Origin of the sequence: Micromonospora sp. NBC_00617 (genome assembly GCF_045161355.1) — a bacterium.
GTDB lineage: Bacteria > Actinomycetota > Actinomycetes > Mycobacteriales > Micromonosporaceae > Micromonospora.
In genome coordinates this window covers 613308-639334 of record NZ_CP107751.1, presented here as the reverse complement: position 1 = coordinate 639334, position 26027 = coordinate 613308, and the positions used below count along the sequence as shown (strand labels likewise).

Here is a 26027-nt window from a genome sequence, read left to right as displayed (position 1 = left end):
CCGAGCCCGAGCCCGAACGCCGAGCCCCGAGCGATGGGTCACCCAACGCTGACCGAACACCACTGAAGATCCAAACCACCGGCGGATCGCGGCACCACCGGACGAACCGCCCCCACGACGGGGGCGGGGGCCTGCCGTGCCCGGCGCAGGGATCAAGCCTGACCGCCCGGAGCCGGGCACGGCAGGCCCCCGCCCCCGCACCGCAACCACGGCAGACCCACCCACCAGCTCAACCAGCAAGAGCAGAGAACCGCCGCCGCGCCCCCACCAACACGACGAACGCCAGCGCCAGCCCCACCCCCGTGGTCACCAGCAGCGGGCTCGGCGCCTGCGGCAGCAGCCCGGCCAGCGACCGCGACGCGGTGCCCAGCGCCAGGTAGAGACCGGCCCAGGCGGCCGCGCCGAGGGTCGCGCAGCCGAGGAACCGGCGGTACGACATCCGCAGCCCGCCGGCGGCCAGCGGCAGCAGCGTGTTGAACACCGGCAGGAACGGCGCGACCATCATCATCCGGCCACCGCCGTGGTTGAGGATTCCCTCCGCCGCGCTCCAGCGCGACTCACCGATCCAGCCCCCGATCCGGCTGTGGCGCAGGCGTTCGGCGTAGCGGCGACCGACCAGGAAACTCAGCGACCAGCCGGCCAGGCAGCCGGCCAGCACCGCGGCGAAGGTGGCCAGCCCGGTGGACGGGCGGCCCACCCCGACCGCGGCCAGGATCGCCACGTCGCCGGGGATCAGCACACCCAGCAACGGTACGGCGTCGAAGAGCATGACCAGCCCGAGCGCGCCCATCAGCACGAGGATGGGCAGTTCTTCGACCTGGGCCAGCCATTGCGTCATGCCTCGTACGCTATGGCCGCCGCACCACCGTGGACATCAGGTCGCAGCCCCCAGCGCCCCCTGGTATCGGCCTCGGGGTCGCCCCTGAGGGAGCCCGCGCGTCACGCGGGTCGCAGCACCTGCACCCGGCGCAGCGACGAGTCCACCGACGGTTCGGTGGTGGGCACCGGGTAGTCGGTCAGCACCCGCAGCCCGTCCTCGGGCAGGTGCCCCCGGCCGGGGTCCCCGACCAGCACCTCGGCACCGGAGGCGGCGGCCCGTTGCAGGAACGGCAGCATCCTCTCGGCCATCGCGCGGCTGTAGAAGACGTCCCCGGCGACCACCAGGTCCGCGTCGACGCCGACGTTGTCGAGGAGGTCGTCCCCGCTGGCCTCGACGGTGACCCGGTTGGCGCGCGCGTTGACGGTGATGGCCGCCACGGCGTACGGGTCGATGTCGTTGGCGACGACGTCGGCGGCGCCGGCCAGCGCGGCGGCGATGGCCACCAGCCCCGAGCCGGCGGCGAGGTCGAGGACGCGGCGTCCGGCGACCAGCTCCGGGTGGTCCAGCAGGTGTCGGGCCAGGGCCTGGCCGCCGGCCCAGGCGGAGGCCCAGTACGGCGGTGGCAGTGCGTGACCGGCGAGCGCCTCCATCCGGGCCCACCAGACGATCGCGTCCTCGGCGAGGTGCAGCCGCACCTCCGGAACGAACGGGGTGGGCACCAGGTGGAGCCGGTCCAGGCCGGAACCGGGCGCGTCGATCTCGCGCTCCAGCTCGGACAGCGCAGTGGCTGCGGCACCCCTCATCGGCGCAAGCATGCCGTAGCGGAGGGTGGTCGGGGCGGCTTTCGCGTGCCGGCGCGCACAGAGTTCATCTGAGTTCGAGTAAACACCTACGGCACTTCGGCCGGCAGATCGGGGTTTCGCCCGTTACTGTCGAACAGGTACGGGCGACCATCGGCCACGGGCCGGTGGTCCGCCGCTTTGAACAGGGAGAGATGCATGGCAACCGGCACGGTTAAGTGGTTCAACTCGGAAAAGGGCTTCGGCTTCATCGAGCAGGATGGTGGGGGGCCGGACGTGTTCGTCCACTACTCCGCCATCGCGACGAGCGGTTACCGGGAGCTCAACGAGGGCCAGAAGGTCGAGTTCGAGGTGACCCAGGGGCAGAAGGGCCCGCAGGCGGACAACGTCCGCCCGATGTAGCTCCGTGCCGGTGACGGCGGTCGGTTCTCGGCCGCCGTCGCAGTGCACTCAAGACGCTGCCGGGGCGGCGGGCAGGTCCCGCCGCCGCCGGAGCGGTCCAACCAGCAGGATCAGCGGGGTGATCGCCAACCAGGCGGTCATCACGCCGATCGCCGTGCCGACGCCGTAGCGGGCGCCGAGGGCTCCGGCCAGCACGGCCGCCAGCGGGATGGCACCGAAGTTGAGCAGGTGCATGCTCACCGTCACGCGGCCGAGCAGGTGGTGCGGCGTGTACGTCTGCCGGAAGGCGCCCTTGACCACGTTGCCGATGGCCACTCCGAGGCCGATCAGCACGCCACCGAGGGCCGGCCACACCAGCCCGGCGCCGGGTGCTGCCAACGGGATGAGCAGGGCGGGTGGGCCGGTGAGCGCTGCCCCGATCAGCATGGCGCGCGCGGTGCCGCACCGGCGGGCCAGGGCGGTGGCCAGCAGCGCGCCGATGATTCCCCCGACGCTCATCACTCCGACCAGCAGGCCCACCAGGCCGGGTGCGAGCCGCAGCTCACGCACCAGGAACACCACCAGGACCGCCTGGTAGCCGGTCAGACCGATGTTGCTGGCCGCGCCGAAGACCGTCAGCACCCGCAGGTACGGGTCGCGAATGACGAAGCGCAGTCCCTCGGCGATGTCCCGACGCAGCGACCGGGACCGGTCCGGCCGGGCGGGGCGCGGCTCGGCGGTGCGGATGCGCAGCAGGAGGCCCGCCGAGAGCAGGAATGTGAGCGCGTCCAGCAGCAACGCGGCGACCGCCCCGGTGACCTGGGCGATCAGGCCCGCGATGCCGGGCCCGACGACGTAGCTCACGGTCTGCGTGGCCTGTAGTTTCGCGTTTCCCTCGGGCAGTTGCTCGGGCCGCAGCAGCACCGGCAGGTAGACCTGGTCGGCGGTCTCGAAGAAGACCCGCGCGGTGCCGGCGCCGAGCGCCACCAGCAGCAGCTGCTCGACGGTGAGGCGGCCCAGGGCGGCGGCCACCGGCACGCTGAGAAAGGCCAGGGCACAGAGCAGGTCGCAGACCACCATCAGGGGCCGGCGGGGCAGCCGGTCCACCCACGCGCCGGCCGGGAGGCCGATCAGCAACCAGGGCAGCCAGGCCGCGGCGGTGAGGACCGCCACCTGGAAGGTGCCGGCGTCGAGCACGGCGACCGCCACCAGGGGCAGCGCGACGGTGGTGACGTTGCTGCCGATGCTGCTGACCGTCTGCCCGGCCCAGAGCAGCCGGAAGTCGCGGTGCCGCAGCAGCCCGCCGGCCGGTCGGACCGGGCTCGGGTCGGTGCGGGTGGCCGCGGTCACGGCCGGGCCGGTACGCCGTGGACGAACACGAACACGGGCTGCCGTTCCTGGCCGTCCTCGGGCGGCGGCCGGTCGGCCCAGCGGGCCAGCAGATCGGCCACGTCGCGGCTCAGCTCGAACAGTTCGTCGGGAGTCAGGTGCAACCACCTGTCGGTGGAGAACGGTCCGTCGCGCCAGGCGGCATGCGCCGAGTCGTCGGCGGCGTGCCAGGCTCGGGCCAGGGCGACGTGCCGGTCCAGGTTGAGTGAGGTGGCGGCGTCGGCGACGGCTCGGGCGGCCGGGTCGGCGTCGAAGTCGGTGTTGGACCAGCGCACTCCCCGGCTGACGAGCTGCCACCACCGTTCGCGGCGGTCCCGGGCCAGCTCGGGAGCCTCGGTGACGAGGTCGGCGGCGGCGAGCACCTTGAGGTGGTGGCTGACGTTGGCGGGGGCCTGGTCGGTGCGCTCGGCGAGCAGCCCGACGGTCGACGGGCCGTGCACCTTGAGCACGTCCATCAGTCGGCGGCGCAGGGGGTGGGCCATGGCGGCCAGGGCTCGCGAGTCGGTGACCAGGCGTACGTCGGGGTTCTCCACGAGACCCAGCGTCACATCCGCAACAGCTCTTGCGCAACAGCTATTGCTCAATAGCCGTTGCGGATGCCCCGAAGAGAGGCGGCCCGGTGGGACGGGCCGCCTCTGACTCAGGCGACGAGCCGGCGGGCCAGCTCGTCGGCGACCTCCTTGGCGAGGCTCGACGGGATCGCGGCGGCGATGCGCTCCGGGGTGAGCTGGGCGAGGACGGCCGCGACGATCGCGGGCACGTCGACCAGGTCTTGGCCGGCCAGCGCCGCCGACAGTTTGGCCACCTGCCCGTACGTGGACTGCACGGCGGTGCCCAGAGCAGGCCCGGACCGGCCGAGGTTCTGGTTGACCACCGCCGCTGCGATGTCCTGGATCAGGCCCTGGCGGTCCTCTGCGGTCATGGCCATGTCGTCGTCTCCCTCGATAAGCCCGATTTCGGTCAGGTAGCGGCGGAACAACGGCCGCTGGTCGCGGCCGGCCTTGATCGCGTCGCGGAAGAAGCTGAAGTGGGTGTGCCAGCGGTGCGAGCTGTCCCCGCTGGTGCGCTTGCCGAGCCGGTCCCACCGCTTCACTGTGGTGCCGTCGGGGCTGTAGATGATCTCGCGGATGTCCCGGGTGTCCGCCGCGTTCGCGACGCACTGACCCACACACCAGAGTGAGAAGCTGGCCAGGGTGTGCGTACCTCCGCCGGAACGGACCTCGAAGCCGCCGACGTCGAGCGCCGCCGCGTCGAGGGTCAGGCCATTGCGGTCCCGCGGCGACTCCACCACGGAGTAGTCGTTGGGGACGACCCGGTCCGATCCGCAGTGGTAGCCGCCCCGGTGGGCCGGGTCGCCGACGATCCCGACCTCCGCCGGTTCCAGGTCGGCGTCGCGGACGGTGTTCGGGTCGACGTTGAGGTGCGTGAGAAGGAGACTTCGGACGGCCAACAGGTTCGCCGGAGCCCGGGTCATGGGGCCCCCCTTCCGATTGACGGGGCCGGGCACGACGTCACACCGCGTACGCGGTGCTGGGCTTCAGGCGAGCCCGGCCTACTGGTGCACGGCGCCGGGCGTTGACCCAACCATAACGCGCAAAAAACATGAATGCCCAGCTCAGGCGGGGTCTATTCGAACTGGACACTGCGCGGGGCAGTGTGGACGGTCGGCAGCCACAGCGCCGAGGGATGCGTCGGATCGTGCAGGACCTGCCGCCAGCCGGCACGCAGCGTCACGGCTGCGCCGAGGGGTTCCCCACTGCCCGGGTTGCGCGCCCAGCGCGGGTGGGCACCGCCGGCGACCTGAACGCGCACTCGGTGCCCGGCCGCGAACCGGTACGCGGTCGGCCAGAGCGGCACCGGTACCCGCAGCGCCCCGGACCCGTCGGCGGCGAACCGTCCGGGCGCGACCCGGACCAGTCCGTCGCACACGTTGCGGGAACGCCCGCGCCGGTCCACATCGCACAGCCGGACGTAGACGTCCAGGTACGCGAGCTCGCTGCGGACGTGGATCTCCGCGCGTACGGCGCCGATCACCTCGAGCGCTTCGGTGAGGGGAGCGCTGGTGTACGTCAGGACGTCGGGTCGGGCCTCGACGTGCCGGTTGTCCACCGGGCCGGCCCGCTTGGCGACCAACAGCGGGCCACCGAGCGACGGGGTGGGGTCGGCCGGGTCGTACCGGAACTCGTCCGGCGCCGAGGGGTTCGACGGGCGGGTCGCCAGCTCGCCTTCGGGGTGCAGGTGCCAGGGGGTGTCGGTGGCCGGTGGTGGCCAGTCCGGCAGGTCCCGCCAGCCGCCGTCGGCACCGCCCACGTGCAGCCGGACCGGGGCACCGGAACCCTCGGCGGGCCGCCGCCCGTCGGCGGCCCGCGCCCCGCGCCCAACTCCCGACCCCGCGCGCCGGTCCGCGGACCCGCCCAGGTGCTCGTCCAGCCAGGCCAGACCCTCGCGCAGCGCGGCCACGAAGAGGCCGGGGCTGCCGTGCGTCCACGGGCCGATCACCAGCCGCGGCCGGGCGCCCGCGGCGCGCAGGGTGGCGTGGTCGTCGAGCTGGGCGGGCAGGAAGATGTCGTGCCAGCCGGTGACCATGACCACGGGTGCGCGCACCCGGGCCACCCGGTCGGCGAAGACCCGGCTTCTCCAGTACGCGGCGTCGGGGTCGTGGTGGCGCAGCCACTCCTGGAAGAAGGGAATGGTGACGCCGGTGGCGACCCGGTCCGCCCGGTCCAGCGGCAGGTGATCCAGTGCGGCCGCCAGGCGGGGCTGCCCGCGCTTGAGTTCCCACTGCCGGGCCAGCCTCGGCACGGTCTGGGCGTGCAGCAGCTCGGCCCAGGTCAGCACCGTGTCCAGGGCGAACGACTCCCCCGCGTACGTCGAGTCCCGGGTGGACGACGCGGTCACCACCGCGACCATCGCGCGCAGGTCCTCGCCGGCGTCGGCGGCCAGCGCCCACTGGGCGAAGCCCTGGTAGCTGACGCCGAACATGCCGAGCGCTCCGGACCACCAGGGCTGGCGGCGCAGCCAGTCCAGGGTGTCCACTCCGTCGTCGCGCTCGTGCACCAGCGGGGCGAACGTGCCACCGGAACCGCCGGTGCCCCGGCAGGCTTGGATCACCGCGTGTCGACCGCGCGCGGCGAGCAACCGGCCGAGCAGCCGCAACGGCCCGCCCCGCCCGTACGGGGTGCGGATCAGCACGGTCGGGGCGGGAAGGTCCCCCGGGGCGTAGTGGTCGGTCCGCAGCACGACGCCGTCACGCGCCCGGACCGGGATGTCGCGGGTGACCCGCACCGGGCCGGGGCGCACGGCGGGCAGCCGCAGCGCGACGGCGGCGAGGCGGGCGACGAGCCGGCCCGGCACGCTCAGCCCGTCGTCCGACGGGGTGGTTCGGGCCGGGCGGCGCGGACGGCGTCGCGGTGCCCCCGCAGCGCCTCGCCCATCTCCGCCACGAACCGGTGCACCACCTCCAGCTCGTCCTCGCTGAAGCGGTCCATCACCGTGTCGGTGCGGGCGCCCAGCGGCCGGAAGAACTCCATGGCCAGCGCGGCGCCCTGGTCGGCGTAGTGCAGCAGCACCTTGCGCCGGTCGACGGTGTCCCGGTCCCGGCGGATGTGCCCGGCCCGCTCCAGCCGGTCGATCAGGGCGGTGACCGAGCCGGACGACAGGTTGAGCTGCTCACCGAGGCGGCCGGGGGTGATCGGGTCACCGAACAGCTCGGCGTCCATGACCGCGATCAGCGCGTTCAGGTCGGTCGGGTTGAGCCCGTGCAGGTTGGCGAAGGCGTGGCCGACCTGCTGGGCGTCCACCGCGTACCGCCGGAGGTTGTTGGTGATCTCCGCGGCCAGCTGATCGCGGCGCGTGTCGCGCCGTCGGTACATGCCGTGAGTCGCCACCTCGCGCCGCTTCTCCCCGTCGTCGGTCCCCGGGTTGCAGCATAGAACAGCCGCCGATAATCTCGTTTATCAAGATACTCGACTCTCGAAGGATCTCAGGGGTTCCCGATGTCTGTCTTCACCAGGGTCGCGCGGGGGCGGCTGGCCGCCTGGCTCACCGTGGCCGCCGCGCTCGTCGTCGGCGCGGCCGTCTTCGGGATACCCCGGCCGGACAACCCGGCGCCGGTCTCCGCCACCGGCCTGTCGGTGCAGTGGGAATCGACCCAGGTGCAGCGCCTCCAGGACCAACTGCCCGCAAGCGACGTCCAGCCGGCCATCGTGGTCGTCAGCCGCAGCGACGGCGGGGCGCTGAGCGAGGCCGACCGGGCCGCCCTCGCCGCCCGCTCCGGCGACCTGGGTCGCTTCGCGGTCGGTGGTCAGGTCAGCCCTGCGCAGGTCTCCCCGGACGGCACCGTCGCGCTCGTCGCCGTGCCGCTGGACACCGCCGACGGTCAGGAGACGGTCACCGAGACCGTCGCCCAGCTGCGCGAGACGCTCACGGACCTGCCCGACGGGCTGGCCGCCGAGGTCACCGGCGCCCCCGCCTTCACCGCCGACCTGTCGTCGGTCTTCGAGGGCGCCGACGTCACCCTGCTCGCGGTGACCGCCGCCGTGGTCGCGTTGCTGCTGCTGATCACGTACCGCAGTCCGTTCCTGTGGATCGTGCCGCTGGTCGTGGTCGCGGCGACCGAACAGCTCACCCTGCGCGCGGTGGACACGATCGTGCCGGCCGTCGGCATCAACCTCCAGCAGGGCCAGGTCACCGGCATCGCCAGCGTGCTGGTCTTCGGCGCCGCCACCGACTACGCGCTGCTGCTCATCGCCCGCTACCGGGAGGAGCTGCGGCGCGAGGAGAACCGCTTCGCGGCGATGCGCGCCGCGCTGCGGCGTACCGCCGAGCCCATCCTGGCCAGTGGCGGCACCGTGGTGCTCGGTGTGCTCACCCTGCTGCTCAGCGAGCAGGAGACGAACCGGGCGCTGGCGGTGGCCTGTGCCACCGGTGTGGTCTTCGCCATGCTCTCGGCGCTGTTCGTGCTCCCCGCCCTGCTGGTGCTCTTCGGTCGCGGCCTGTTCTGGCCGTTCGTACCGCGGGTCGGCGGCCCGGTGCGCGAGGGCCGGCTCTGGGGCCGGCTCGGCAATGCCGTGCAACGCCGTCCGGTGGTCGTCGCGGTGTTGGCCACCGTGCTGCTCGGCGGCCTGGCCCTCGGTGGGCTGGGGATCCGCACCGGCCTGTCCGAGACCGAACAGTTCCGGGCCGAACCCGAGGCGGTGACCGGCGCGCAGACGCTGGCCCGGGCGTTCCCCGCCGGCAGCACCCAACCGGTGGCCGTGCTCACCACCCCGGCGGCGGTGCGGGCGGTCACCGACGCCGCCACCGCCGTTCCCGGCGTCGCCTCGGCGCGTCCCGGCGACGCGGGCCAGGCCGTCGCCCAGGTCGACGTGGTGCTGGACGCCGAACCCGGCACGACCGCCTCGGACCGCACGATCGAGGCGCTGCGCGACGCCGTCGCCGCCGTTCCCGACTCCGCTCCCCCGGCCGTCGCCGGCGCCGACGCGCCCGGCGGGGCGATCGTCGGTGGTTCGGTGGCCGCCACCTACGACTCCGAGCAGGCCAACGACCGTGACCTACGGCTGATCCTGCCGATCATCCTGCTGCTCGTCGGCGCGGTGCTCGTGCTGCTGCTGCGGGGCCTGCTGGCGCCGGTGCTGCTGGTGCTCACCGTGATCGCGTCGTTCTTCGCCAGCCTCGGCGCGGCGTGGCTGCTCTTCGACCACGTGCTCGGTTTCCCGGCGCTCGACAGCGGCGTGCTGCTGCTCGCCTTCGTGTTCCTGGTCGCCCTCGGCGTGGACTACAACATCTTCCTGGTCACCCGCGCACGGGAGGACGCCCGCAGCGCGGGCACCCGCGATGGGATGCTGTCCGCGTTGCGGGTCACCGGAGGTGTGATCACCAGCGCCGGTGTGCTGCTCGCCGCGGTGTTCGCCGTGCTCGGCGTGCTGCCGCTGATCACACTCACGCAGATCGGCATCATCGTCTGCATCGGCGTCCTGCTCGACACCCTGCTGGTCCGCACGGTGCTGGTGCCGGCGCTGACCTTCCTGCTCGGGGACCGCTTCTGGTGGCCGGGCCGGGTCGACGCCGACCCGGGCGTCGACGCACCGGCGACGCGCGAGCCGGTGACCGCGCGGGACTGACCGCCCACGCGACGGGGGCGGGGCCGGGAACCACCCGACCCCGCCCCCGTCGACGTGTTCAGTAGCCCAGGCAGACGCACTCGGTCATCAACGCCCGCACGTTGCGCACGTACGACGGGTTGGGGATGGCGAGGGGCCTGCCCTCCTGCGCCACCGCCCCGTGCCCGTAGTTGTACGCGGAGATGACGGCGTTGAGCAGGCAGGAGTCGAGTTCGGCGGTGCACAGGTCCGCGTCGAGGCGGAAGTCGGACTCGAAGTACATGTCGCCGATGTACTTGGTCAGCCAGGCCAGGTAGTTGGCCCCCAGGTACGCGTTGTCCCGGTAGCCGGCGATGTCGTAGCGCTGCTCGAACCGCTGGTTCATCCAGGTGGCGGTGCCCAACATCACCTGCATCAGCCCGACGCCGCCGTCGCACGCGTAGATGTTGGACTGCCAGCCGCTCTCCTGCCAGGCGGTCGCCTTGACCAGGTTGAGCGGAATCTTGAGCTCCGGTGCGGAGCTGGGCCAGTAGGTGCGGTTGGCGGCGTCGGTCAGCGCCGCCTTCACGTCGGCGCGGCTCGCCTGGGTGCCCTTGTAGCTGGGCTTGCAGGACGAGGGGGCGGGCTTCGGTGGCGCCGGCGGGACCTGCGTCTCGGTGGGCGCCTTGGCGACCGCGCGCGGCTTCGGGGCCGCCGTCGTACGGGTCGGCTTCTTCGAGGGCGTCGGGGAGGCCGAGGCGCTGCGGCTCGGGGCGGCGCCCATGGCCGCCACCGCGCTCGGCGAAGGGCTCGGTTCGGCAACGGCCTCGTCGATCGGGGTTTCGTCCGTCGGCGCCTCGCTGACCGAGACGGGGGCGGCCTGGTCCTGCGGGCGTTCCCCCTGGCCGGCGCAGCCGACCGCCCCGCCGGCGAGCAGGAGCCCGGCGAGCACGAGTGCGCCCACCCGAGGTGTCCGTTCACGCATGGTGGTCCTCCCCCGTCTGACAGTCGCCGCAGATTAGCAAGGTTCCACCGGTCGCCGGGGCCCCTGCGACGGCCGGACCGGGCCGGTCGACTCCTCCCGGTTTCCCCACGGTCCGGTCCCTGGTGGCCCAGGCGACCATGAACACCACCGTCCACAGCACACCGAGCAGCACCGCCACGGCCGTGCCGCTCGCCGTGTCCAGGCCGAGGTAGAGCCGGGCGGCGCCGACCCCCAGCACGCCCGCGGCCGCGGCCGTCCACGCGGCCACCGCCACCGGCCAGTGGGCGCTGCGCGACACCAGCCACGCCAGGGTGCACAGGCTCGCCGCGACCACGGCGTTCTGGGTCGAGAACGGAACGGCCTCGTGCCCACCCGGACCACCACCGGGCGTCGATGTCAACTCGGCCACCACGGCCAGCACCACCAGCGGCACGAACGCGCCCGCGGTGCCGACCACACTGAGCAGATCCCTGCGCCACGGCCGGTTCCGCCACGCCAGCACCGCCGCCACCAGGGCCACCAGGGCCACCAGCACGATCAGCACCCACCCGCGTACCAGCGACACCACGACCAGGGTGGCGTCGGCGGCGTCCGGGGTCCGGCGGGCGGTGAACCAGGCCCCGATCGCCCCGTCCAGCGCCGCCAGCCCGCTGTTGTGCACCACGACGGCGAGCAGGCCGGCGATGGCCAGCCCGGCGGCGAAGAGCAGCAGCCGCCCGGCGGCCAGGTTGAGCAGCAGCGTCCAGGCCGGCCCGATCCGCATGGCCACCAGGAAGAACAGCACGCCGTAGCGGGCGCTGAGCCAGCGCACCGGCGGCAGCGCGGCGGCCCGGGACAGCAGCGCGCGTACCGGGTCGGGGTTGCGGCCGAGCCACCGCCCGGCGAGCACCACCCCCAGCAGCCCCGCCAGCAACGCCAGTGCCGCGCCGGTGGCCCGGCCGAGCAGTCGCGAGACCGTGTCGTACGACTCACCGGCGAGGTGGCCGAGCAGCACCGAGCCGCCGACCCAGGTGACGATGCCGGCCAGGTTCCAGGGCGCGAACCGCCGGTACGACATGCCGGCGGACCCGGCCAGCCGGGGCACCAGAGTGCGGGCGAAGGCCACCCAGCGCGCCGCGAACACGCCCCTGCCGCCCAGGCGGGCGAGCATCGCGTCGGCCCGGCGCCACCGCTCGGGCCCGACCCGGTGGCCCAGCCCGGCACGCAGCTTCGGGCCGAAGCGCCGCCCGGCGCGGAACGCCAGCGCGTCACCCATGAACGCCGAGACGATCAGCGCGAGCAACGCCGGTCCGAGCCGCAGGGTACCGTTGTAGGTGAGGAAGCCGACGAGCAGCAGGGTAGCCTCACCCGGCACCAGCAGGCCGAAGATCACCGCGGTCTCGCCCGCCACGATCAACGCGGCGACCAGGTAGATCCACAGGGTGGGCAGGCCCTGCACCCAGGTCAGCAGGTCGTGCACGCAGGCCCCCGGGACACGGGAGCCAGCATGCCAGCCGGTGCAACGACCGGCCCAGCAGTTTCACCGTAGATCAGGGGCACCTGGGGGTGACCCCGACGCAGCCTGCGCGAGCGCGGGCGGAAAGATAGAGGGTATGCAGCTTCGCACCGACCTCCGCAACGTCGCCATCATCGCTCACGTCGACCACGGCAAGACCACCCTGGTCGACGCCATGTTGCGGCAGGCCGGCGCCTACGGTGCCCGTGGCGAGAACACCGAACGGGTGATGGACTCGGGTGACCTGGAGCGGGAGAAGGGCATCACGATCCTGGCCAAGAACACCGGCGTGCGCTACCTGCCGGCGGACGGCTCCGACCCCGTCACCATCAACATCATCGACACCCCCGGCCACGCCGACTTCGGCGGCGAGGTCGAGCGCGGCCTGACCATGGTCGACGGTGTGGTCCTGCTGGTCGACGCCAGCGAGGGTCCGCTGCCGCAGACCCGCTTCGTGCTGCGCAAGGCGCTGCGCGCCCGGATGCCGATCATTCTGGTGATCAACAAGGTGGATCGCCCCGACGCCCGGATCAAGGAGGTCGTGGACGAGGCGTACGAGCTCTTCCTCGACCTGGACGCCGACGAGGAGCAGATCGACTTCCCGATCGTGTACGCCTGCGCCCGGGACGGCATCGCCTCGCTGACCCAGCCCGCCGACGGCTCGGTGCCCGACGACAGCACCTCCCTGGAGCCGCTGTTCCGCACCCTGCTGGACACCATCCCGCCGCCCGCGTACGAGGACGGCGCGCCGCTGCAGGCCCACGTCACCAACCTCGATGCCTCGCCGTTCCTCGGTCGGCTGGCGCTGTGCCGGGTGCGCCAGGGCACGATCAGCAAGGGCCAGACGGTGGCCTGGTGCCGCACCGACGGCAGCACCCAGCGGGTCCGCATCTCCGAGATGCTGATGACCGAGGGCCTGGAGCGCAAGCCGGCCGAGACGGCCGGTCCGGGCGACATCATCGCGGTCGCCGGCATCTCCGACATCATGATCGGTGAGACCCTCGCCGACGCGGAGAACCCGGTCGCGCTGCCGCTGATCACCGTCGACGAGCCGGCCATCTCGATGACGATCGGCACCAACACGTCACCGCTGGTGGGTCGGGTCAAGGGCTCCAAGGTCACCGCGCGGATGGTCAAGGACCGGCTCGACAAGGAGCTGATCGGCAACGTGTCGCTGCGGGTGCTGCCCACCGAGCGGCCGGACGCCTGGGAGGTGCAGGGCCGCGGCGAGCTGGCGCTGGCCATCCTGGTCGAGCAGATGCGCCGGGAGAGCTACGAGCTGACCGTCGGCAAGCCGCAGGTCGTCACCAAGGAGATCAACGGCAAGACCTGCGAGCCGGTCGAGCGGTTGACCATCGACGCGCCCGAGGAGTACCTGGGCGCGATCACCCAGCTCCTCGCGACCCGCAAGGGTCGGATGGAGCAGCTGGTCAACCACGGCACCGGCTGGATCCGGATGGAGTGGCTGGTCCCGGCCCGCGGCCTGATCGGCTTCCGCACCGAGTTCCTCACCGACACCCGGGGCACCGGCATCCTGCACCACGTCTTCGAGTCGTACGAGCCGTGGTTCGGCGAGCTGCGCACCCGCAACAACGGGTCGCTGGTCGCCGACCGGGCCGGCGCGGTCACCGCCTTCGCGATGATCAACCTGCAGGAGCGCGGCCAGCTCTTCGTCGACCCGACCACCGAGGTGTACGAGGGCATGATCGTCGGGGAGAATTCGCGCTCCGACGACATGGACGTCAACATCACCAAGGAGAAGAAGCTCACCAACATGCGGGCCTCGACCTCCGACGAGACCGAGAAGCTGATCCCGCCGCGCAAGCTCTCGCTGGAGCAGGCGCTGGAGTTCTGCCGCGAGGACGAGTGCGTCGAGGTCACCCCGACCGCGGTGCGCATCCGCAAGGTGGTGCTCGACCAGCAGCTGCGCGGTCGGGCCGCCGCCCGCCGTAAGCACGCCGGCTGAGGACACCAGCACCCCGGCACCGGGCGCGTCGACCGCTTGCGGCCGACGCGCCCGTCCGCTTTCCGGCAGGGGTACGCGGGCCCGCCCGCCCCGTGATCGGCTACGGTCACCGGCATGACCTGGGATGATCTCGACGCCCATCTGGACCGGGTGCCGGGCACCGTCTCGGCGTACGTGGGTCGACTCGACGCGCCCCCGACCTGGACCCGCCACGCCGACGCCGGCCACTACGCCGCCAGCACCATGAAGGTGGGGGTGCTGGCCGCGCTGCACCGCGCTGCGGAGGCCGGCGCGCTGGAGTTGGACGCCGACGTCCCGGTGATCAACGAGTTCGACTCGGCCCAGCCCGGCGCTCCCCGCTTCTCCTGCGCCCCGCACTACGACAACGACGACGCCGTCTGGGACCGGCTCGGCAGCGCCGCGCCCCTGGGCTGGCTCGCCGAACGGATGATCGTGCGGTCCAGCAACCTGGCGACCAACCTGGTCATCGGGCACGTCGGGTTGCCCGCGGTGGCCGAGGTGTGGTCGCTGGCCGGCGCCCGCAACAGCGTCACCGGCCGGGGCATTGAGGACTTCGCCGCCCGCGAGGCCGGCATCACCAACACCGTCACCGCCGCCGACCTGGCCGCCCTGCTGGGCGCGCTGGCCAGCGGCGCCACCACTCCCGGCCGCCTCGCCTCGCCGGCCGGCTGCGCCGCCATGCTCGACGTGCTGCTCGCTCAGGAGCACCGCGAGGACCTGGCCGCCGGCCTGCCCGAGGGCACCCGCGTCGCGCTCAAGAACGGCTGGGTACGCGGCGTGCGCCACAGCGTCGGCGTGGTGCTGCCCGACGACGCACCGCCGTACGTCATCGCCGTATGCACCACCACCGACCTGGCCGACGGCGACGAGGGGGTCGAGGACGACGCCTGCCGCCTGATCGCGCACGTCTCGGCGCAGGTCTGGGCCGCCCGCCACCGCCTCTGACCCCGCCACCGCCTCTGACCCCGCGGCCTGCCGGGCGGCGGCTCACTCCAGCAGGTGTGCCCGCAGCGCCCCGACGACCTCATCGGTCAGCCCCAACCCGTCGCGCAGGTACGCGTCGAACGAGCCGTGCACCCGGCGCACCTCCTGGTAGCCGGCGTCGAGGTACTCGGCGCGAACCTCCAGCACCGGCAGCACCGCGTCGACGTCCAGGCCGGGCTGCCGGCGTCGCATCGCCTCGATGATCACCGCGCGGAGGCTGTCGGTCAGCTCGTTGTTGCGCAGGTACTCGGCGCGGATCGCGGCCTCGTCCACGCCGAGCGCGGTCAACAGGACGACGGTGAGCCAGCCGGTGCGGTCCTTGCCGGCGGAGCAGTGGCAGAGCAGCGGCAGGTTCTCCGGCCGGGCGGCCAGCCGGACCGCCGCGCCGAAGTTGACCCGGGCCGACTCGCCGGTGACGAACCATCGGTAGATCTCCGCCATCGCCCCCGCCGTGCCCTGCCGGGCCAGCTCCGCGTACGCGTCGAGGTCGTGGCCGAGCAGCACCGCCGAGACGTACGTGAAGACCGGGTGCTCCGGGTCGTGCACCGGCAGGTGCACGACCCGTGGCTCGCCGGCCAGCCGGTCGACCGGGGCGAGTGCGATCTCCGCGGAGGCGCGCAGGTCGAGCACGCAGGCCGGGCCCAGTTTCGCGAGCACGGGCAGATCCTCGTCGGTGAGCCGACCCAGCGCCGGGGTGCGGATCAGGCGTCCGGCGCGCACCGTCCGGCCGTCGGCGCCGCGCAGCCCGCCCAGGTCACGGGCGTTCGGTGCGCCCACCAGCTCCCAGTCCCGTACGCCCATCCGGTCTGCCCTCCCGCCGTGTGTCTGCGTATAGGGTGCCCCAATGACGATCTCGGCGGTACGCACCCACCGGGTTTCTGCCCCCTTACACACCCCGTTCGTCACCGCGCTGCGCCGTACCACCACTGTGGACACCCTGGTCGTCGAGCTGATCGACGCCGACGGTCGGTCCGGCTTCGGCGAGGCGCCGCAGGTGTGGCAGGTCACCGGCGCGTCGGTCGCCGGCGCGCAGGCGTGCGTACGCGAACTGCTCGGCCCGCTGCTCACCGGGCGTGACCCGGACGAGCTGGTGGCCCGCTGCGCCGAGGTGCAGCGCGCGGTGGTCGGCAACGAGGCGGCGAAGGCCGCGGTGGACGTGGCCCTGCACGACCTGGCCGCGCAGCGGCTGGGCGTACCCCTGGTGCGGTTGCTCGGCGGCACCACCCTGCGGGTTCCGACGGACGTCACCCTCGCCGCGGGCGACGCGGTGGACCTGGCGGCGGCCGCGCGGCAGCGGCAGGCCGACGGCTTCGGCGTGCTGAAGCTGAAGGTCGGCACGGACGCGGCCGGCGACCTGGACCGGGTACGGGCGGTCCGCGCGGCGGTCGGCGCCGGGGTCCGGATCCGACTCGACGCCAACCAGGGCTGGACGCCGCGCGAGGCGGTCCGGGTGATCCGTGGCATCGAGGACGCCGGGCTGGACGTGGAGCTGGTCGAGCAGCCGGTGGCCCGCTGGGACCTGGACGGGTTGGCGTGGGTCAGCGACCGGGTGTCCGTGCCGATTCTGGCCGACGAGGCGGTCTTCGGGGTCCGCGACCTGGTCGAGGTGATCCGTCGTCGGGCCGCCGACCTGGTCAACGTCAAGCTGGCCAAGTGCGGCGGGCTGCACCCGGCGCGCACTCTGCTGGAGCTGGCCGCCGCGCACGGGCTCGGCACGGTGGTCGGGTCGATGATGGAGAGTCAGGTCGGCATCGGCGCGGCGGCGAGCCTGGTCGCCGCGTACGGCACCACCGCCGTCGCCGACCTGGACGCCGCCTGGTGGCTGGCCTGGTCGCCGGTGCAGGGGGGAATCCGCTACGAGGGACCGACAGTGGTGCTGCCGGATGCGCCTGGCCTGGGCATCTCCGGCCTGGCTGAAGTAAAGGTGCAGACCCGCGGTTGATGGCCGTTGGTTTCTTTCATAGGGTTCCCCTGAACAGCCGACACGAGCTGGGGGTTGACGTGGAGCTGCAACCGGGCCGCGAGGCCATCGTCCGGGTCGCCGTCGCGACGCTGTGGTCCTCCCCCGAGGCGGTCCGACCGGTCGACGGTCCCGCGCTCAGCGCCGGCGCCGACATCCCGACCTGGGTTCGCGGCATGGACACCGACCAGCAGGTCGGCGACTGCGTGCTGAGCCAGCTCCTGCTCGGCGAGCGGGTGCTGATCGACGAGCTGCGCCCGGACGGCTGGGCACGGGTCGTCGCCGTCGAGCAGCCGGCCGCCAAGCTCGATCCCCGCGGCTACCCGGGTTGGCTCCCCGCCGGCCAGCTGACCCCCGTGGATCCCACCGTCAGCGGCGACCCGCTGATCGTGGACGCCACCGTCACCGGCCTGCACGCCGCCCCGGGCGGGCCGGTGGCGCTGCCCGGCGTCGTCGTCGGCACGCGCCTCGTCCCGGCCGGCCCGGCCCGCGACGGCTGGCGACCGGTCCACGTCCCCGGCCAGGCCGCGCCGCTCTGGCTGCCCGACGGGCAGCTCGTCCCGGTGCCGGCCGAGCCGCCCAGCGCCGCCGACGCGCTCGCGGTGGCCCAGCGGCTGCTGGACGTCGCCTACATCTGGGGCGGGCTCTCCGCGTACGGCATCGACTGCTCGGGCCTTGTTCACCTGGCCTGGCGCCGGTTCGGCGTGCTGCTGCCCCGCGACGCCGACGACCAGGCCGTCGCCACGACCCCGCTGCCCCTGGGCGCGGAACGTCCTGGCGACCTCTACTTCTTCGCCCGCCCCGGCCGCAAGATCCACCACATCGGCATCGTCACCGCCGTCGCCGACGACCCGACGGACCGGCGGATGCTGCACGCCTGCTACCGGCGGCGACGGGTGCTGGAGGAGCAGCTGCCGGCCGACCGGACGGCCACCCTCGTCGGCGTCCACCGGGTCTGACCGGTCGAGCCCGCACTGCGGGCCCGACCGGCGGTGGTTCAGCGCCGGATCCCGGTCAGCTCGCGGCGCCGGTCCCAGGCGGACTTGGCCAGGCTGGCGACGGTGGCGATGCCCAGCGTGCCGATGATGACCAGCAGGGACAGCCAGATCGGGATGTGCGGCGCCCACCCGACGTGCTTTCCGCCGTTGATGAACGGCAGGTTGTTGTCGGCAAGCGCCTCCAGCACCAGCTTGACGCCGATGAAGCCCAGCACGACAGCCAGCCCGTAGCTCAGGTAGATCAGCCGGTCGAGCAGGCCGCCGAGCAGGAAGTAGAGCTGCCGCAGGCCCATCAGCGCGAAAACGTTCGCGGTGAAGACCAGGTACGGCTCCTGCGTGATGCCGAAGATCGCGGGGATCGAGTCCAGAGCGAAGATCAGGTCGGTGGTGCCGATCGCGATCATCACGATGAGCATCGGGGTGAACAGCCGACGCCCGTTCTCGTGGGTCATCAGCTTCGCGTCGTTGTAGCCCTTGGAGATCGGCAGCGCCCGGCGGCTCCACCGGATCAGCAGGTTCTCCGAGAACTCGTCCTCGTCCGGCTCACCCTGGCGGGCCAGGTTGACCGCCGTGTAGATCAGGAACGCGCCGAAGATGTAGAAGACCCAGGAGAACTGCGAGATCAACGCCGCGCCGGCGGCGATGAAGCCACCGCGCATCACCAGCGCCAGCACGATGCCGATGAGCAGCACCTTCTGCTGGTACTGCCGGGGCACCCCGAAGCGGGCCATGATGATGACGAAGACGAAGAGGTTGTCCACCGAGAGGCTGTACTCGGTGAGCCAGCCGGTGTAGAACTGCCCCGCCGGGCTGGCCCCGGCGGCCAGCCAGACGCCGACACCGAAGAGCAGGGCGAGGCCCACGTAGAAGGCGACCCAGAGGCTCGATTCGCGCACGCTCGGCTCGTGCGGGCGCCGACCAATGATCAACAGGTCGACGAGAAGCACCGCAGTCAGTGCGACGAGGGTCCCCGCCCACACCAATCCGGACACGTCCAACGTTCATTCCTCCGGCAGACACGCGGCGTCGGGCACACCGTACGCCCCCTGGGGGCTGGCGTGCCGCTGTCGCTCACTCTGGTGACTGTCGGAGGTCTCTTCCGCCCCCGACCCGGGAACGGGACGGCGACCGACGAAGCCGGGTCGACGCCGAGGTGCCGGCGATCGTCCGTGCTGACGACTTCGTCACGGGGGAATACTCCCCTCCTCAGTGACCATTGTTGCCCACCACTCGCCGTGATCACACCCCGGGCAACGGGTGTCACCGCGCACCCGTTGCCCCCGGGTCGCCGGGAAGACGGCACACCGCCTCCGGCTTCCTAGGAGGCTAGTGTGTGCCCGGGGCGGCGCCGGCCGGCGCGACACCCCCACGCCCCTGCGCGCCTACGCCGTGGGAGGCTTTGCGGCATGGTGCTTGAAGTCGCGCTGATCGACGTACTGCCCGGACACGAGGACGCGTTCGCCGCCGCGTACGCCCAGGGTCACCCGGTGCTCGCCGGGACGCCCGGTTGCCGGTCGGTGCGGATGACCCGGGGCATCGAGTCCCCGACCCGGTTCGTGCTGCTGGTCGAGTGGGACTCGGTCGAGGCGCACGAGAGGAACTTCCGGGACACCGAACGGTTCGCCCAGTGGCGGGCGCTGATCGGGCCGCACTTCGCCGGGCCACCGCTGGTCGAGCACTTCCTCGACGTACCGGCCTGAGGGAAGCTGTCGTACCCCGCGGTTATCGTGCCTCCCGCACGCGCCGGTCGCCGGCCCCGACGGGCTCGGGGGCGCCGGGTCCGGGGGCCGCGCGGGCAGCACCTGCCCTCACTCGCCGACGCGGCGGGCCAGCGCGGTGACCGTCTCCTCCGGTGACAGGGCGGCCGCCAGCAGCGCCTCGGTCATCCGCTCGTACCGGTCGACGTCGAGCACGGTCGCCAGGCGGACGTCGGTGGTCAACGCCTCCAGCATCACCGTCCGCGGATCCGCCGGGTCGGGGAAGGCATACCAGGAGTACGGGGTGAGCGGGTGCAGCCCGCCGCCGGCCACCCCGCGCGGCAGCAGTCGCACCGTCACGTGGGCCAGGCCAGTCACCGTCACCAGGTGCCGCAACTGCTCACGCCAGACGTCGACCGGCAGGTCACCCGGGTCGCACACCGTCTCGGCGAGCACCGCCGTGTAGCGCGGCGGCTCGGCCCGGCGCAGCACCTCCTGCCGCAACGCCCGGGCGCGCACCTCCGCCTCCACGTCGACCTGCGGCGCGAGCAGGATGCCGGCGGCGACCCGCGAGCGGGCGTACGCCGGCGTCTGGAGCAGCCCCGGCACGACCGCCGGCTGGTACTCGACGATGTCGGCCGCGCCCGCCTCCAACTCGGCGTAGATGCGCTGCCGCTCGCTCATCTCGCCGAGCGTCTTCCACCAGCCGCGGCTGGTGGCCGCATCCCGGGCGATCACGATCAGCGCGTCACGGGCCGACGCCGGCACCTGGTAGATGTCGAGCAGGTCCAGCACGTCGGCGAGATCCGGACGGCTCTGCCCCAGCTCGATGCGGGACAGCTTCGACGTCGACGCCCAGCCCAGCCGGTCGCAGACCTGCTCCAGGGTCAGCGCCTCGCGCCGACGTAACTGGCGCAGCTCGGCGCCGAGCCGCGCGCGTCGAATGACAGGACTTGTTGGCAACGGCATCCCCGCCCTCCCATCGAGGGAGCGTACGCAGGACGATCACCCAGTGCAATAGCTTGCTTGCGCACCGCAACCGAATGGTCGGCCGGCGGGCCGGGCGAGGACGCGTTCGGGTAGCCCGGCCCATGCCGGCCGGGCCGCCCTCACTTCACCCCGGCGGCGTCCATGCCACGCAGCTCCTTCTTCAGGTCGGCGACCTCGTCGCGGATCCGCGCCGCCAGCTCGAACTGCAGCTCGCGGGCGGCGGCCAGCATCTGGTCGTTGAGCTCCTGGATGAGCTGGGCGAGGTCGGCGCGGGCCATCCCCTCCCGGGACGGGGTGGTGGCGGTGGACCGACTGCGGCTGCGGGTCTCCTTGACCGGCGCCTTGCCCCGGGAGAGCTGACGCGCCGCACCGCCGACCCGGGAGTTTTCGGTGTCCTCCGCCTCGCGGTAGATGTCGTCCAGAATGTCGTGGATCTTTTTGCGCAGCGGCTCCGGACTGATCCCGTGTGCCTCGTTGTGCGCGATCTGCTTGGCGCGACGTCGGTCGGTCTCGTCGATCGCCGCCGCCATCGAAGGGGTGATCTTGTCGGCGTACATGTGCACCTGGCCCGAGACGTTCCGGGCCGCCCGCCCGATGGTCTGGATCAGCGACCGGCCGCTGCGCAGGAAACCCTCCTTGTCGGCGTCGAGGATCGCGACGAGCGACACCTCGGGCAGGTCCAGACCCTCACGGAGCAGGTTGATGCCGACCAACACGTCGTACTCGCCCTTGCGCAGCTCGCGCAGCAGCTCCACCCGGCGCAGGGTGTCGACCTCGGAGTGCAGGTAGCGCACCCGGACGCCGTTCTCCAGGAGGTAGTCCGACAGGTCCTCGGCCATCTTCTTGGTCAGCGTGGTGACCAGCACCCGCTCGTCGCGGTCGGTCCGCAGCTTGATCTCGTGCATCAGGTCGTCGATCTGGCCCTTGGTCGGCTTGATCACGACCTGCGGGTCGACCAGCCCGGTGGGGCGGATGACCTGCTCGACGAACTCACCCTGGGCCTGTTCCAGCTCCCACGTGCCCGGGGTCGCCGACAGGCAGACCATCTGGCCGACCCGCTCCAGGAACTCGTCGAACCGCAGCGGCCGGTTGTCGGCGGCGCTGGGCAGCCGGAACCCGTGGTCGATGAGCATCCGTTTGCGGGAGGCGTCACCCTCGTACATGCTGCCGATCTGCGGGATCGTCACGTGCGACTCGTCGACCACCGTGAGGAAGTCGTCCGGGAAGTAGTCGAGCAGGGCGTGCGGCGGGCTGCCGGGCAGCCGCCCGTCCATGTGCATCGAGTAGTTCTCGATGCCGGAGCAGAAACCCACCTGCCGCATCATCTCGATGTCGTAGGTGGTGCGCATCCGCAGCCGCTGCGCCTCCAGCAGCTTGCCCTGGCGCTCCAGCTCGGCGAGGCGCTCGGCCAGCTCCGCCTCGATGTCGCGGATGGCCCGCTCCATCCGCTCCGGGCCGGCCGCGTAGTGCGTCGCCGGGAAGATCACCAGCTGGTCGACCTCACGGACCACGTCACCGGTCAACGGGTTGAGGTAGTAGAGCTTCTCCACCTCGTCGCCGAACAGCTCAATGCGGACCGCCAGCTCCTCGTACGCCGGGATGATCTCCAGCGTGTCGCCGCGGACCCGGAAGGTGCCCCGCTGGAAGGCCATGTCGTTGCGGGTGTACTGGATGTCGACCAGCCGGCGCAGCAACTGGTCGCGGTCGAGATCCTGCCCGACCTCGACCCGAACCGCCCGGTTGAGGTATTCCTCCGGGGTGCCCAGGCCGTAGATCGCCGAGACGGTCGCCACCACGATCACGTCGCGACGGGTGAGCAGCGACATCGTCGCCGAGTGCCGCAGCCGCTCGACCTCCTCGTTGATCGAGGAGTCCTTCTCGATGTAGGTGTCGGTCTGCGGAATGTACGCCTCGGGCTGGTAGTAGTCGTAGTACGAGACGAAGTATTCGACCGCGTTGTGCGGCAGCAACTCGCTGAACTCCTTGGCCAGCTGCGCGCAGAGCGTCTTGTTCGGGGCGAGCACCAGGGTGGGGCGCTGCAGCCGCTCGATCAGCCACGCGGTGGTGGCACTCTTGCCGGTGCCGGTCGCGCCGAGGAGCACCGTGTTGCGGTCGCCGCGCCGCACCCGGCGCTCAAGGTCGTCGATGGCGGCCGGCTGGTCGCCGGCCGGCTGGAATTCACTGACGACCTGGAAGCGGCCGTCGAGCCGGGGAATGTCGAGCGCCATGACCTCAACGGTACGCCGCAGGTCCGACACGTTCGGCCGTCGCGCAAAGTGCGTGATCGGCTTCGATATTCCCATTGTGTGGCCCATGTCACCGGGACTACCCTCTTCATGTAGGCCGCTCGCGGCGGCCGACCGGGCCGGAGGCCAGGCCGTCATCACGGCCGGCCGCCCCCGGCACAGCGGTCGCAGCACCCGGCTCGTCCGGCGTGCGCACCCGTGTGGTCGCGCTCGAGGCGCTGACCGGCCGCCGCGAGCGCCCCTGCCGCTTCACCTCCAACTCGTCATCCTCAGCTCGTCACCCCGTGCCGTCCCGCCCGTTTCACATCCGTGGACACCTCTTCGGCCCCGGCGCGCGGCCCCCTTCCCGACACCACCCGCGCTGGCGACGCAGTCCGCACCGGCGGCCCGTCCTGCGGCCCCGGCGGGCACCCGCGCGAGACGGACTCCCCCGACACCGACAGCGGCCCCTCCCGGGCGAGCCGTCGTCGGCGTACGGTGCTGCTGCTGCTCGCCCTGACCGCGGTGACGTCCGCGACGGCGCTGGTGGCCGGGCTGCTGAGCTGGGCTCCCGACCCACCCGAGCCGGCCCGACCGCTGACCGTCGCCGAGGCCGAGCGGCTGGCCGCCATGCGGGTCACCAACCTTCGGGACCTGCGCGCCGGCCTCCATGTCACGGTCGGCGCCGGCGCCGCCCGTACCGAACTGGTGGGCTGGGTGGACTGGTCGCGGCCCCTGCTCTACCTGGATGTGGGCGGGCCGGGGGCGGGTGCCGAGCGTGGCCTGCTGCAGAGCGCCGGACCGGTGCTGGTCACCCGTCCCGACCCGGCGGCCGTGCCCACCCCGGCCGCGCCGCCCCTGGTGCCACCGGCGGACCGCTGGCGGCTGCACCACCTGACGCCCGGCGCGGGCCTGGCACCGGTCCTCGACCTGCTCCTCGGCCTCGCCGCCGACCGACCGGACCCGTCCCCGGCGATCGGCGGCGGCGATGCCCGCTGGGTCGCCCGGGACGTGGTCGCGGCCGGGCCGGTCGACGTCCTGCAGGCGCCACTGCCCACCGCGATCCCACCCAGTCCCGGCAGCGCGGCGACGGGCGGCACGGCGGCGACCGGTCCGGACGGGTCGACCCGCTACTGGCTCGACCGGGATGGCCGACTGCACAAACTGGTGACCCGGTTGCCCGGCGTCGGGCCGGTCACGGTGCTCCTCAACCGGATCGACCGTCCCACGCTGTGCCCGGTCGACGCGCTCGGCGGCCGACCCGGGCTGCCCCGCGCGCTCACGGATGGGGAGCACCGCCGGCTGGACCGGCTGGCCGCCCGGCTGCGCGGCCAGGGCGGGGCCACGCTGACGCTGACCGCGCCGGTGGGCACGGACACCAACCTGCGGGGCGCCGGCTGGTTGAGTTGGGCCACCCGCACGGCGTACGTGGCGGTCGCCGACCTGGGCGTACCGGGCCGCCGGACCCTGCTGCGCCGCGGCGCGGCCGGCCTGTCCCGGACGGACGTGCCGGCCGACGCCGGTGGCGGTGGCACCGCCGAGGCCCCGGGCCGGCCGCCGTTTCCGGTCCCTGCCGGGTCGTGGCGGCCCACCCGGTCCCCCCGCGACGACCTCGATCTGCTGGTCGACGCCGCAGTGGCCGCCGCCGGGCCGGTGGCGCTGCGGGGCGCGGCCGTGCGGGTACGCGAGGACCTCGCCGCCGGACGGATCGTCGACGTCGTGGAGCTCCGCACGGCCGACGCGCGCCTGCGCTACTGGATCGACCGCGACGGGTTACTGCGCCGGGTGGAACTGCACACCGGCCCCGGCGCGTGGGCGCAGGTGGACCTCAGCCCCGCCGTCGTGCCCCGCCTCAACCCGCCGCCGCACGCCGCACCACCGAGCGGCCCGCCCCGGCCCGGAGCACGCTGACCACACGCACGTGGGCGTGGTGGCACGGCTCTCAGGGCCGCCAGCCGGTCCGCGCGGCCCACTGCTCGGCCCGCAGGTACTCCTCGTCGAACCAGGGGTCGCGGGCCGTGCCGGAGTCAGCGACGTGCGGCGCCGCGTCGACCAGATCCCGCTTGAACAGCAGGTACGTGGCCCGCTGATCCGGATCGGCGCGGAGGTGGTCACGCATGAGCAGCGCGTACCGCCAGCCTGGCGACTCGGCCTCCCGCACGTGCAGGCGCACCGGGCGATCCGGGTCGGCGCTGCCGTGCAACCGCTTCTCCCACCGACCTCGACCCGCCGGGCGCGGATCGTCCCACCAGTGCCCCGGCACGCGGGGAAACCCCGCGTTCGCCAGCCGGTCGGCCAGCGGTCCGTCGGCGTCGGCGAGGCTGGGCACGGCCACCTGCACGTCGATGACATCGTCGGCGGCGAGCCCGGGCACCGCGGTCGCACCGATGTGGTCGATCCGCACGTCCGCCGGGGCCAGCGCGTGACGGATCCGGGCGGCCAGCCGCGCGTACTGCTCGGGCCAGCTCGGATCGGCATCCACCCCGTCGCCGCGGCCCGACAGCGGCACGACCCGCCGCTGCCGCACATTGTGCTCGTAGGGTCGCAGCCGCTGCCGCCACAGCGAATCCACCGCGGCGTGCAGCGCCACCAGAGTGCCGTCATTGGTCAACACCACGTCCGCCACGGCACGCCGACGGGCGTCGTCGGCCTGCGCGGCGATTCGTCGCTCGGCCTCCACGCGGTCCATCCCCCGGTCGCGCATCAACCGCTCCAGCCGGATCGGCACGGCCGTCTGCACCACGACCACCAGGTGGTACGTCGGCGCGAGCCCCACCTCCACCAGCAGCGGTACGTCGTTGACCACGATCGCGTCCGGTGCCGCCGCCGCGACCAGCTCGGCCGTACGCGCCCGCACCCGGGGATGGGTGATCGCCTCCAACCGGCGGCGGGCGGCCTCGTCGGCGAACACCACGGCGCCCAACGCGGCGCGATCCAGCGCGCCGTCGGCGTCCAGCACCTTCTCCGAGAAGGTGGCGACGATCTCCGCGAGGCCCTCCGTGCCCGGCGCGACGACCTCCCGGGCAACCTGGTCCGCGTCGACGAGCACCGCGCCCAACTCCACCAGCCGCGCGGCCACCGCGCTCTTGCCCGACCCGATCCCGCCGGTCAAACCCACCCTCAGCACCCGACCAGTCAACCGGATCACGAGCCTCCCCGCCAAACCCACCCCCGCCCCCGGCACGCCGGTATGACCCGCGCCTCCCCGCTCGCCCACGCGGCCCTCCCGGACGTGC

Annotated in this window: 22 protein-coding genes; 8 read left to right on the top strand and 14 right to left on the bottom strand. The window is 73.0% G+C overall.

From position 1 onward, the window contains the following. Window positions 1-229: 229 nt before the first annotated feature. Window positions 230-838 carry a DedA family protein gene (locus OG505_RS02995; protein ID WP_405430794.1) on the bottom strand — a complete coding sequence of 203 codons (609 nt, stop codon included), beginning with the start codon at window positions 836-838 and terminating at the stop codon, window positions 230-232. A 101-nt stretch (window positions 839-939) separates the two neighbouring features. Beyond that, a complete protein-coding gene (locus OG505_RS02990) occupies window positions 940-1623 on the bottom strand; it encodes a class I SAM-dependent methyltransferase (RefSeq protein ID WP_405430793.1) in 684 nt (227 codons plus the stop codon). A 195-nt stretch (window positions 1624-1818) separates the two neighbouring features. Here OG505_RS02990 and OG505_RS02985 point away from each other — a divergent pair, with 195 nt between their 5' ends. Further along, window positions 1819-2022: a cold-shock protein gene (locus tag OG505_RS02985; RefSeq protein WP_007072071.1), complete on the top strand. Its 204-nt coding sequence runs from the start codon at window positions 1819-1821 to the stop codon at window positions 2020-2022. A 48-nt stretch (window positions 2023-2070) separates the two neighbouring features. Here OG505_RS02985 and OG505_RS02980 read toward each other — a convergent pair whose 3' ends face one another. From OG505_RS02980 to OG505_RS02960, 5 genes are all read right to left on the bottom strand, one after another. Then, entirely contained in the window at window positions 2071-3351 is a 1281-nt protein-coding gene (locus OG505_RS02980) for an MFS transporter (RefSeq protein WP_405430791.1), read from the bottom strand. Then, window positions 3348-3923, bottom strand: coding sequence for an ArsR/SmtB family transcription factor (locus OG505_RS02975; RefSeq protein WP_405430789.1), 576 nt, complete (start codon window positions 3921-3923; stop codon window positions 3348-3350). The genes OG505_RS02980 and OG505_RS02975 overlap by 4 nt, the downstream gene beginning before the upstream one ends. 107 nt (window positions 3924-4030) lie before the next feature. Next, complete coding sequence (locus tag OG505_RS02970; RefSeq protein WP_405430787.1) at window positions 4031-4864, bottom strand: hypothetical protein; 834 nt, start codon at window positions 4862-4864, stop codon at window positions 4031-4033. A gap of 152 nt (window positions 4865-5016) precedes the next feature. Continuing rightward, window positions 5017-6744, bottom strand: coding sequence for a CocE/NonD family hydrolase (locus OG505_RS02965; RefSeq protein WP_405430786.1), 1728 nt, complete (start codon window positions 6742-6744; stop codon window positions 5017-5019). A gap of 2 nt (window positions 6745-6746) precedes the next feature. After that, window positions 6747-7262, bottom strand: a complete 516-nt coding sequence (locus tag OG505_RS02960) for a MarR family winged helix-turn-helix transcriptional regulator (protein WP_405430785.1) — start codon at window positions 7260-7262, stop codon at window positions 6747-6749. 123 nt (window positions 7263-7385) lie between these two features. On the opposite strand from OG505_RS02960, the gene OG505_RS02955 reads away from it, so the two are divergent. Continuing rightward, entirely contained in the window at window positions 7386-9512 is a 2127-nt protein-coding gene (locus OG505_RS02955; RefSeq protein WP_405430784.1) for an MMPL family transporter, read from the top strand. 58 nt (window positions 9513-9570) lie between these two features. Here OG505_RS02955 and OG505_RS02950 read toward each other — a convergent pair whose 3' ends face one another. Together OG505_RS02950 and OG505_RS02945 are read right to left on the bottom strand one after the other, a co-directional pair. Continuing rightward, window positions 9571-10455 (bottom strand): transglycosylase SLT domain-containing protein, encoded by an 885-nt coding sequence (locus tag OG505_RS02950; RefSeq protein WP_405430782.1) that lies wholly within the window; start codon window positions 10453-10455, stop codon window positions 9571-9573. Continuing rightward, complete coding sequence (locus OG505_RS02945; RefSeq protein ID WP_405430780.1) at window positions 10448-11914, bottom strand: DedA family protein; 1467 nt, start codon at window positions 11912-11914, stop codon at window positions 10448-10450. Before OG505_RS02945 ends, OG505_RS02950 begins: the two co-directional genes overlap by 8 nt. A 133-nt stretch (window positions 11915-12047) precedes the next feature. Here OG505_RS02945 and typA point away from each other — a divergent pair, with 133 nt between their 5' ends. Next, the gene (gene typA, locus OG505_RS02940) at window positions 12048-13916 is read left to right on the top strand and encodes a translational GTPase TypA (RefSeq protein ID WP_405430778.1); all 1869 of its coding nucleotides are present in this window, start codon (window positions 12048-12050) and stop codon (window positions 13914-13916) included. A gap of 114 nt (window positions 13917-14030) precedes the next feature. Continuing rightward, on the top strand, window positions 14031-14882 hold the full coding sequence (locus OG505_RS02935; RefSeq protein ID WP_405430777.1) for a serine hydrolase: 852 nt from the start codon (window positions 14031-14033) through the stop codon (window positions 14880-14882). Between the two features lie 42 nt (window positions 14883-14924). On the opposite strand, the gene OG505_RS02930 is transcribed toward OG505_RS02935, so the two are convergent. Continuing rightward, window positions 14925-15722, bottom strand: a complete 798-nt coding sequence (locus OG505_RS02930) for a tyrosine-protein phosphatase (RefSeq protein WP_405430776.1) — start codon at window positions 15720-15722, stop codon at window positions 14925-14927. 43 nt (window positions 15723-15765) lie between these two features. Here OG505_RS02930 and OG505_RS02925 point away from each other — a divergent pair, with 43 nt between their 5' ends. Continuing rightward, window positions 15766-16863, top strand: coding sequence for a mandelate racemase/muconate lactonizing enzyme family protein (locus OG505_RS02925; RefSeq protein ID WP_405430775.1), 1098 nt, complete (start codon window positions 15766-15768; stop codon window positions 16861-16863). 59 nt (window positions 16864-16922) lie between these two features. Then, on the top strand, window positions 16923-17840 hold the full coding sequence (locus tag OG505_RS02920) for an NlpC/P60 family protein (protein WP_405430774.1): 918 nt from the start codon (window positions 16923-16925) through the stop codon (window positions 17838-17840). Between the two features lie 38 nt (window positions 17841-17878). Here OG505_RS02920 and OG505_RS02915 read toward each other — a convergent pair whose 3' ends face one another. Beyond that, window positions 17879-18877 carry a TerC family protein gene (locus OG505_RS02915; protein WP_405430772.1) on the bottom strand — a complete coding sequence of 333 codons (999 nt, stop codon included), beginning with the start codon at window positions 18875-18877 and terminating at the stop codon, window positions 17879-17881. Window positions 18878-19285: 408 nt separating this feature from the next. Here OG505_RS02915 and OG505_RS02910 point away from each other — a divergent pair, with 408 nt between their 5' ends. Beyond that, a complete protein-coding gene (locus OG505_RS02910; protein ID WP_405430770.1) occupies window positions 19286-19579 on the top strand; it encodes an antibiotic biosynthesis monooxygenase family protein in 294 nt (97 codons plus the stop codon). A gap of 108 nt (window positions 19580-19687) precedes the next feature. Here the strand turns inward: OG505_RS02910 and OG505_RS02905 are convergent, their stop codons facing one another. Together OG505_RS02905 and uvrB are read right to left on the bottom strand one after the other, a co-directional pair. Next, the gene (locus OG505_RS02905; protein WP_405430768.1) at window positions 19688-20545 is read right to left on the bottom strand and encodes a helix-turn-helix domain-containing protein; all 858 of its coding nucleotides are present in this window, start codon (window positions 20543-20545) and stop codon (window positions 19688-19690) included. Between the two features lie 140 nt (window positions 20546-20685). Further along, on the bottom strand, window positions 20686-22794 hold the full coding sequence (uvrB, locus tag OG505_RS02900) for an excinuclease ABC subunit UvrB (RefSeq protein WP_405430766.1): 2109 nt from the start codon (window positions 22792-22794) through the stop codon (window positions 20686-20688). Between the two features lie 327 nt (window positions 22795-23121). Between uvrB and OG505_RS02895 the strand changes: the two genes are divergently transcribed. Next, window positions 23122-24702, top strand: coding sequence for a hypothetical protein (locus OG505_RS02895; RefSeq protein ID WP_405430765.1), 1581 nt, complete (start codon window positions 23122-23124; stop codon window positions 24700-24702). A 31-nt stretch (window positions 24703-24733) separates the two neighbouring features. On the opposite strand, the gene coaE is transcribed toward OG505_RS02895, so the two are convergent. Further along, window positions 24734-25918, bottom strand: a complete 1185-nt coding sequence (coaE, locus tag OG505_RS02890; protein ID WP_405430763.1) for a dephospho-CoA kinase — start codon at window positions 25916-25918, stop codon at window positions 24734-24736. Window positions 25919-26027: the final 109 nt, after the last annotated feature.

Coding starts and splice junctions, on each gene's coding strand:
- OG505_RS02905 (WP_405430768.1), bottom strand. CDS start 20,545: ATGCCGTTGCCAACAAGTCCTGTCATTCGACGCGCGCGGCTCGGCGCC.
- OG505_RS02970 (WP_405430787.1), bottom strand. CDS start 4,864: ATGACCCGGGCTCCGGCGAACCTGTTGGCCGTCCGAAGTCTCCTTCTC.
- OG505_RS02955 (WP_405430784.1), top strand. CDS start 7,386: ATGTCTGTCTTCACCAGGGTCGCGCGGGGGCGGCTGGCCGCCTGGCTC.
- OG505_RS02995 (WP_405430794.1), bottom strand. CDS start 838: ATGACGCAATGGCTGGCCCAGGTCGAAGAACTGCCCATCCTCGTGCTG.
- OG505_RS02990 (WP_405430793.1), bottom strand. CDS start 1,623: ATGAGGGGTGCCGCAGCCACTGCGCTGTCCGAGCTGGAGCGCGAGATC.
- OG505_RS02925 (WP_405430775.1), top strand. CDS start 15,766: ATGACGATCTCGGCGGTACGCACCCACCGGGTTTCTGCCCCCTTACAC.
- OG505_RS02960 (WP_405430785.1), bottom strand. CDS start 7,262: ATGTACCGACGGCGCGACACGCGCCGCGATCAGCTGGCCGCGGAGATC.
- OG505_RS02930 (WP_405430776.1), bottom strand. CDS start 15,722: ATGGGCGTACGGGACTGGGAGCTGGTGGGCGCACCGAACGCCCGTGAC.
- OG505_RS02950 (WP_405430782.1), bottom strand. CDS start 10,455: ATGCGTGAACGGACACCTCGGGTGGGCGCACTCGTGCTCGCCGGGCTC.
- uvrB (WP_405430766.1), bottom strand. CDS start 22,794: ATGGCGCTCGACATTCCCCGGCTCGACGGCCGCTTCCAGGTCGTCAGT.
- typA (WP_405430778.1), top strand. CDS start 12,048: ATGCAGCTTCGCACCGACCTCCGCAACGTCGCCATCATCGCTCACGTC.
- OG505_RS02910 (WP_405430770.1), top strand. CDS start 19,286: ATGGTGCTTGAAGTCGCGCTGATCGACGTACTGCCCGGACACGAGGAC.
- OG505_RS02935 (WP_405430777.1), top strand. CDS start 14,031: ATGACCTGGGATGATCTCGACGCCCATCTGGACCGGGTGCCGGGCACC.
- OG505_RS02985 (WP_007072071.1), top strand. CDS start 1,819: ATGGCAACCGGCACGGTTAAGTGGTTCAACTCGGAAAAGGGCTTCGGC.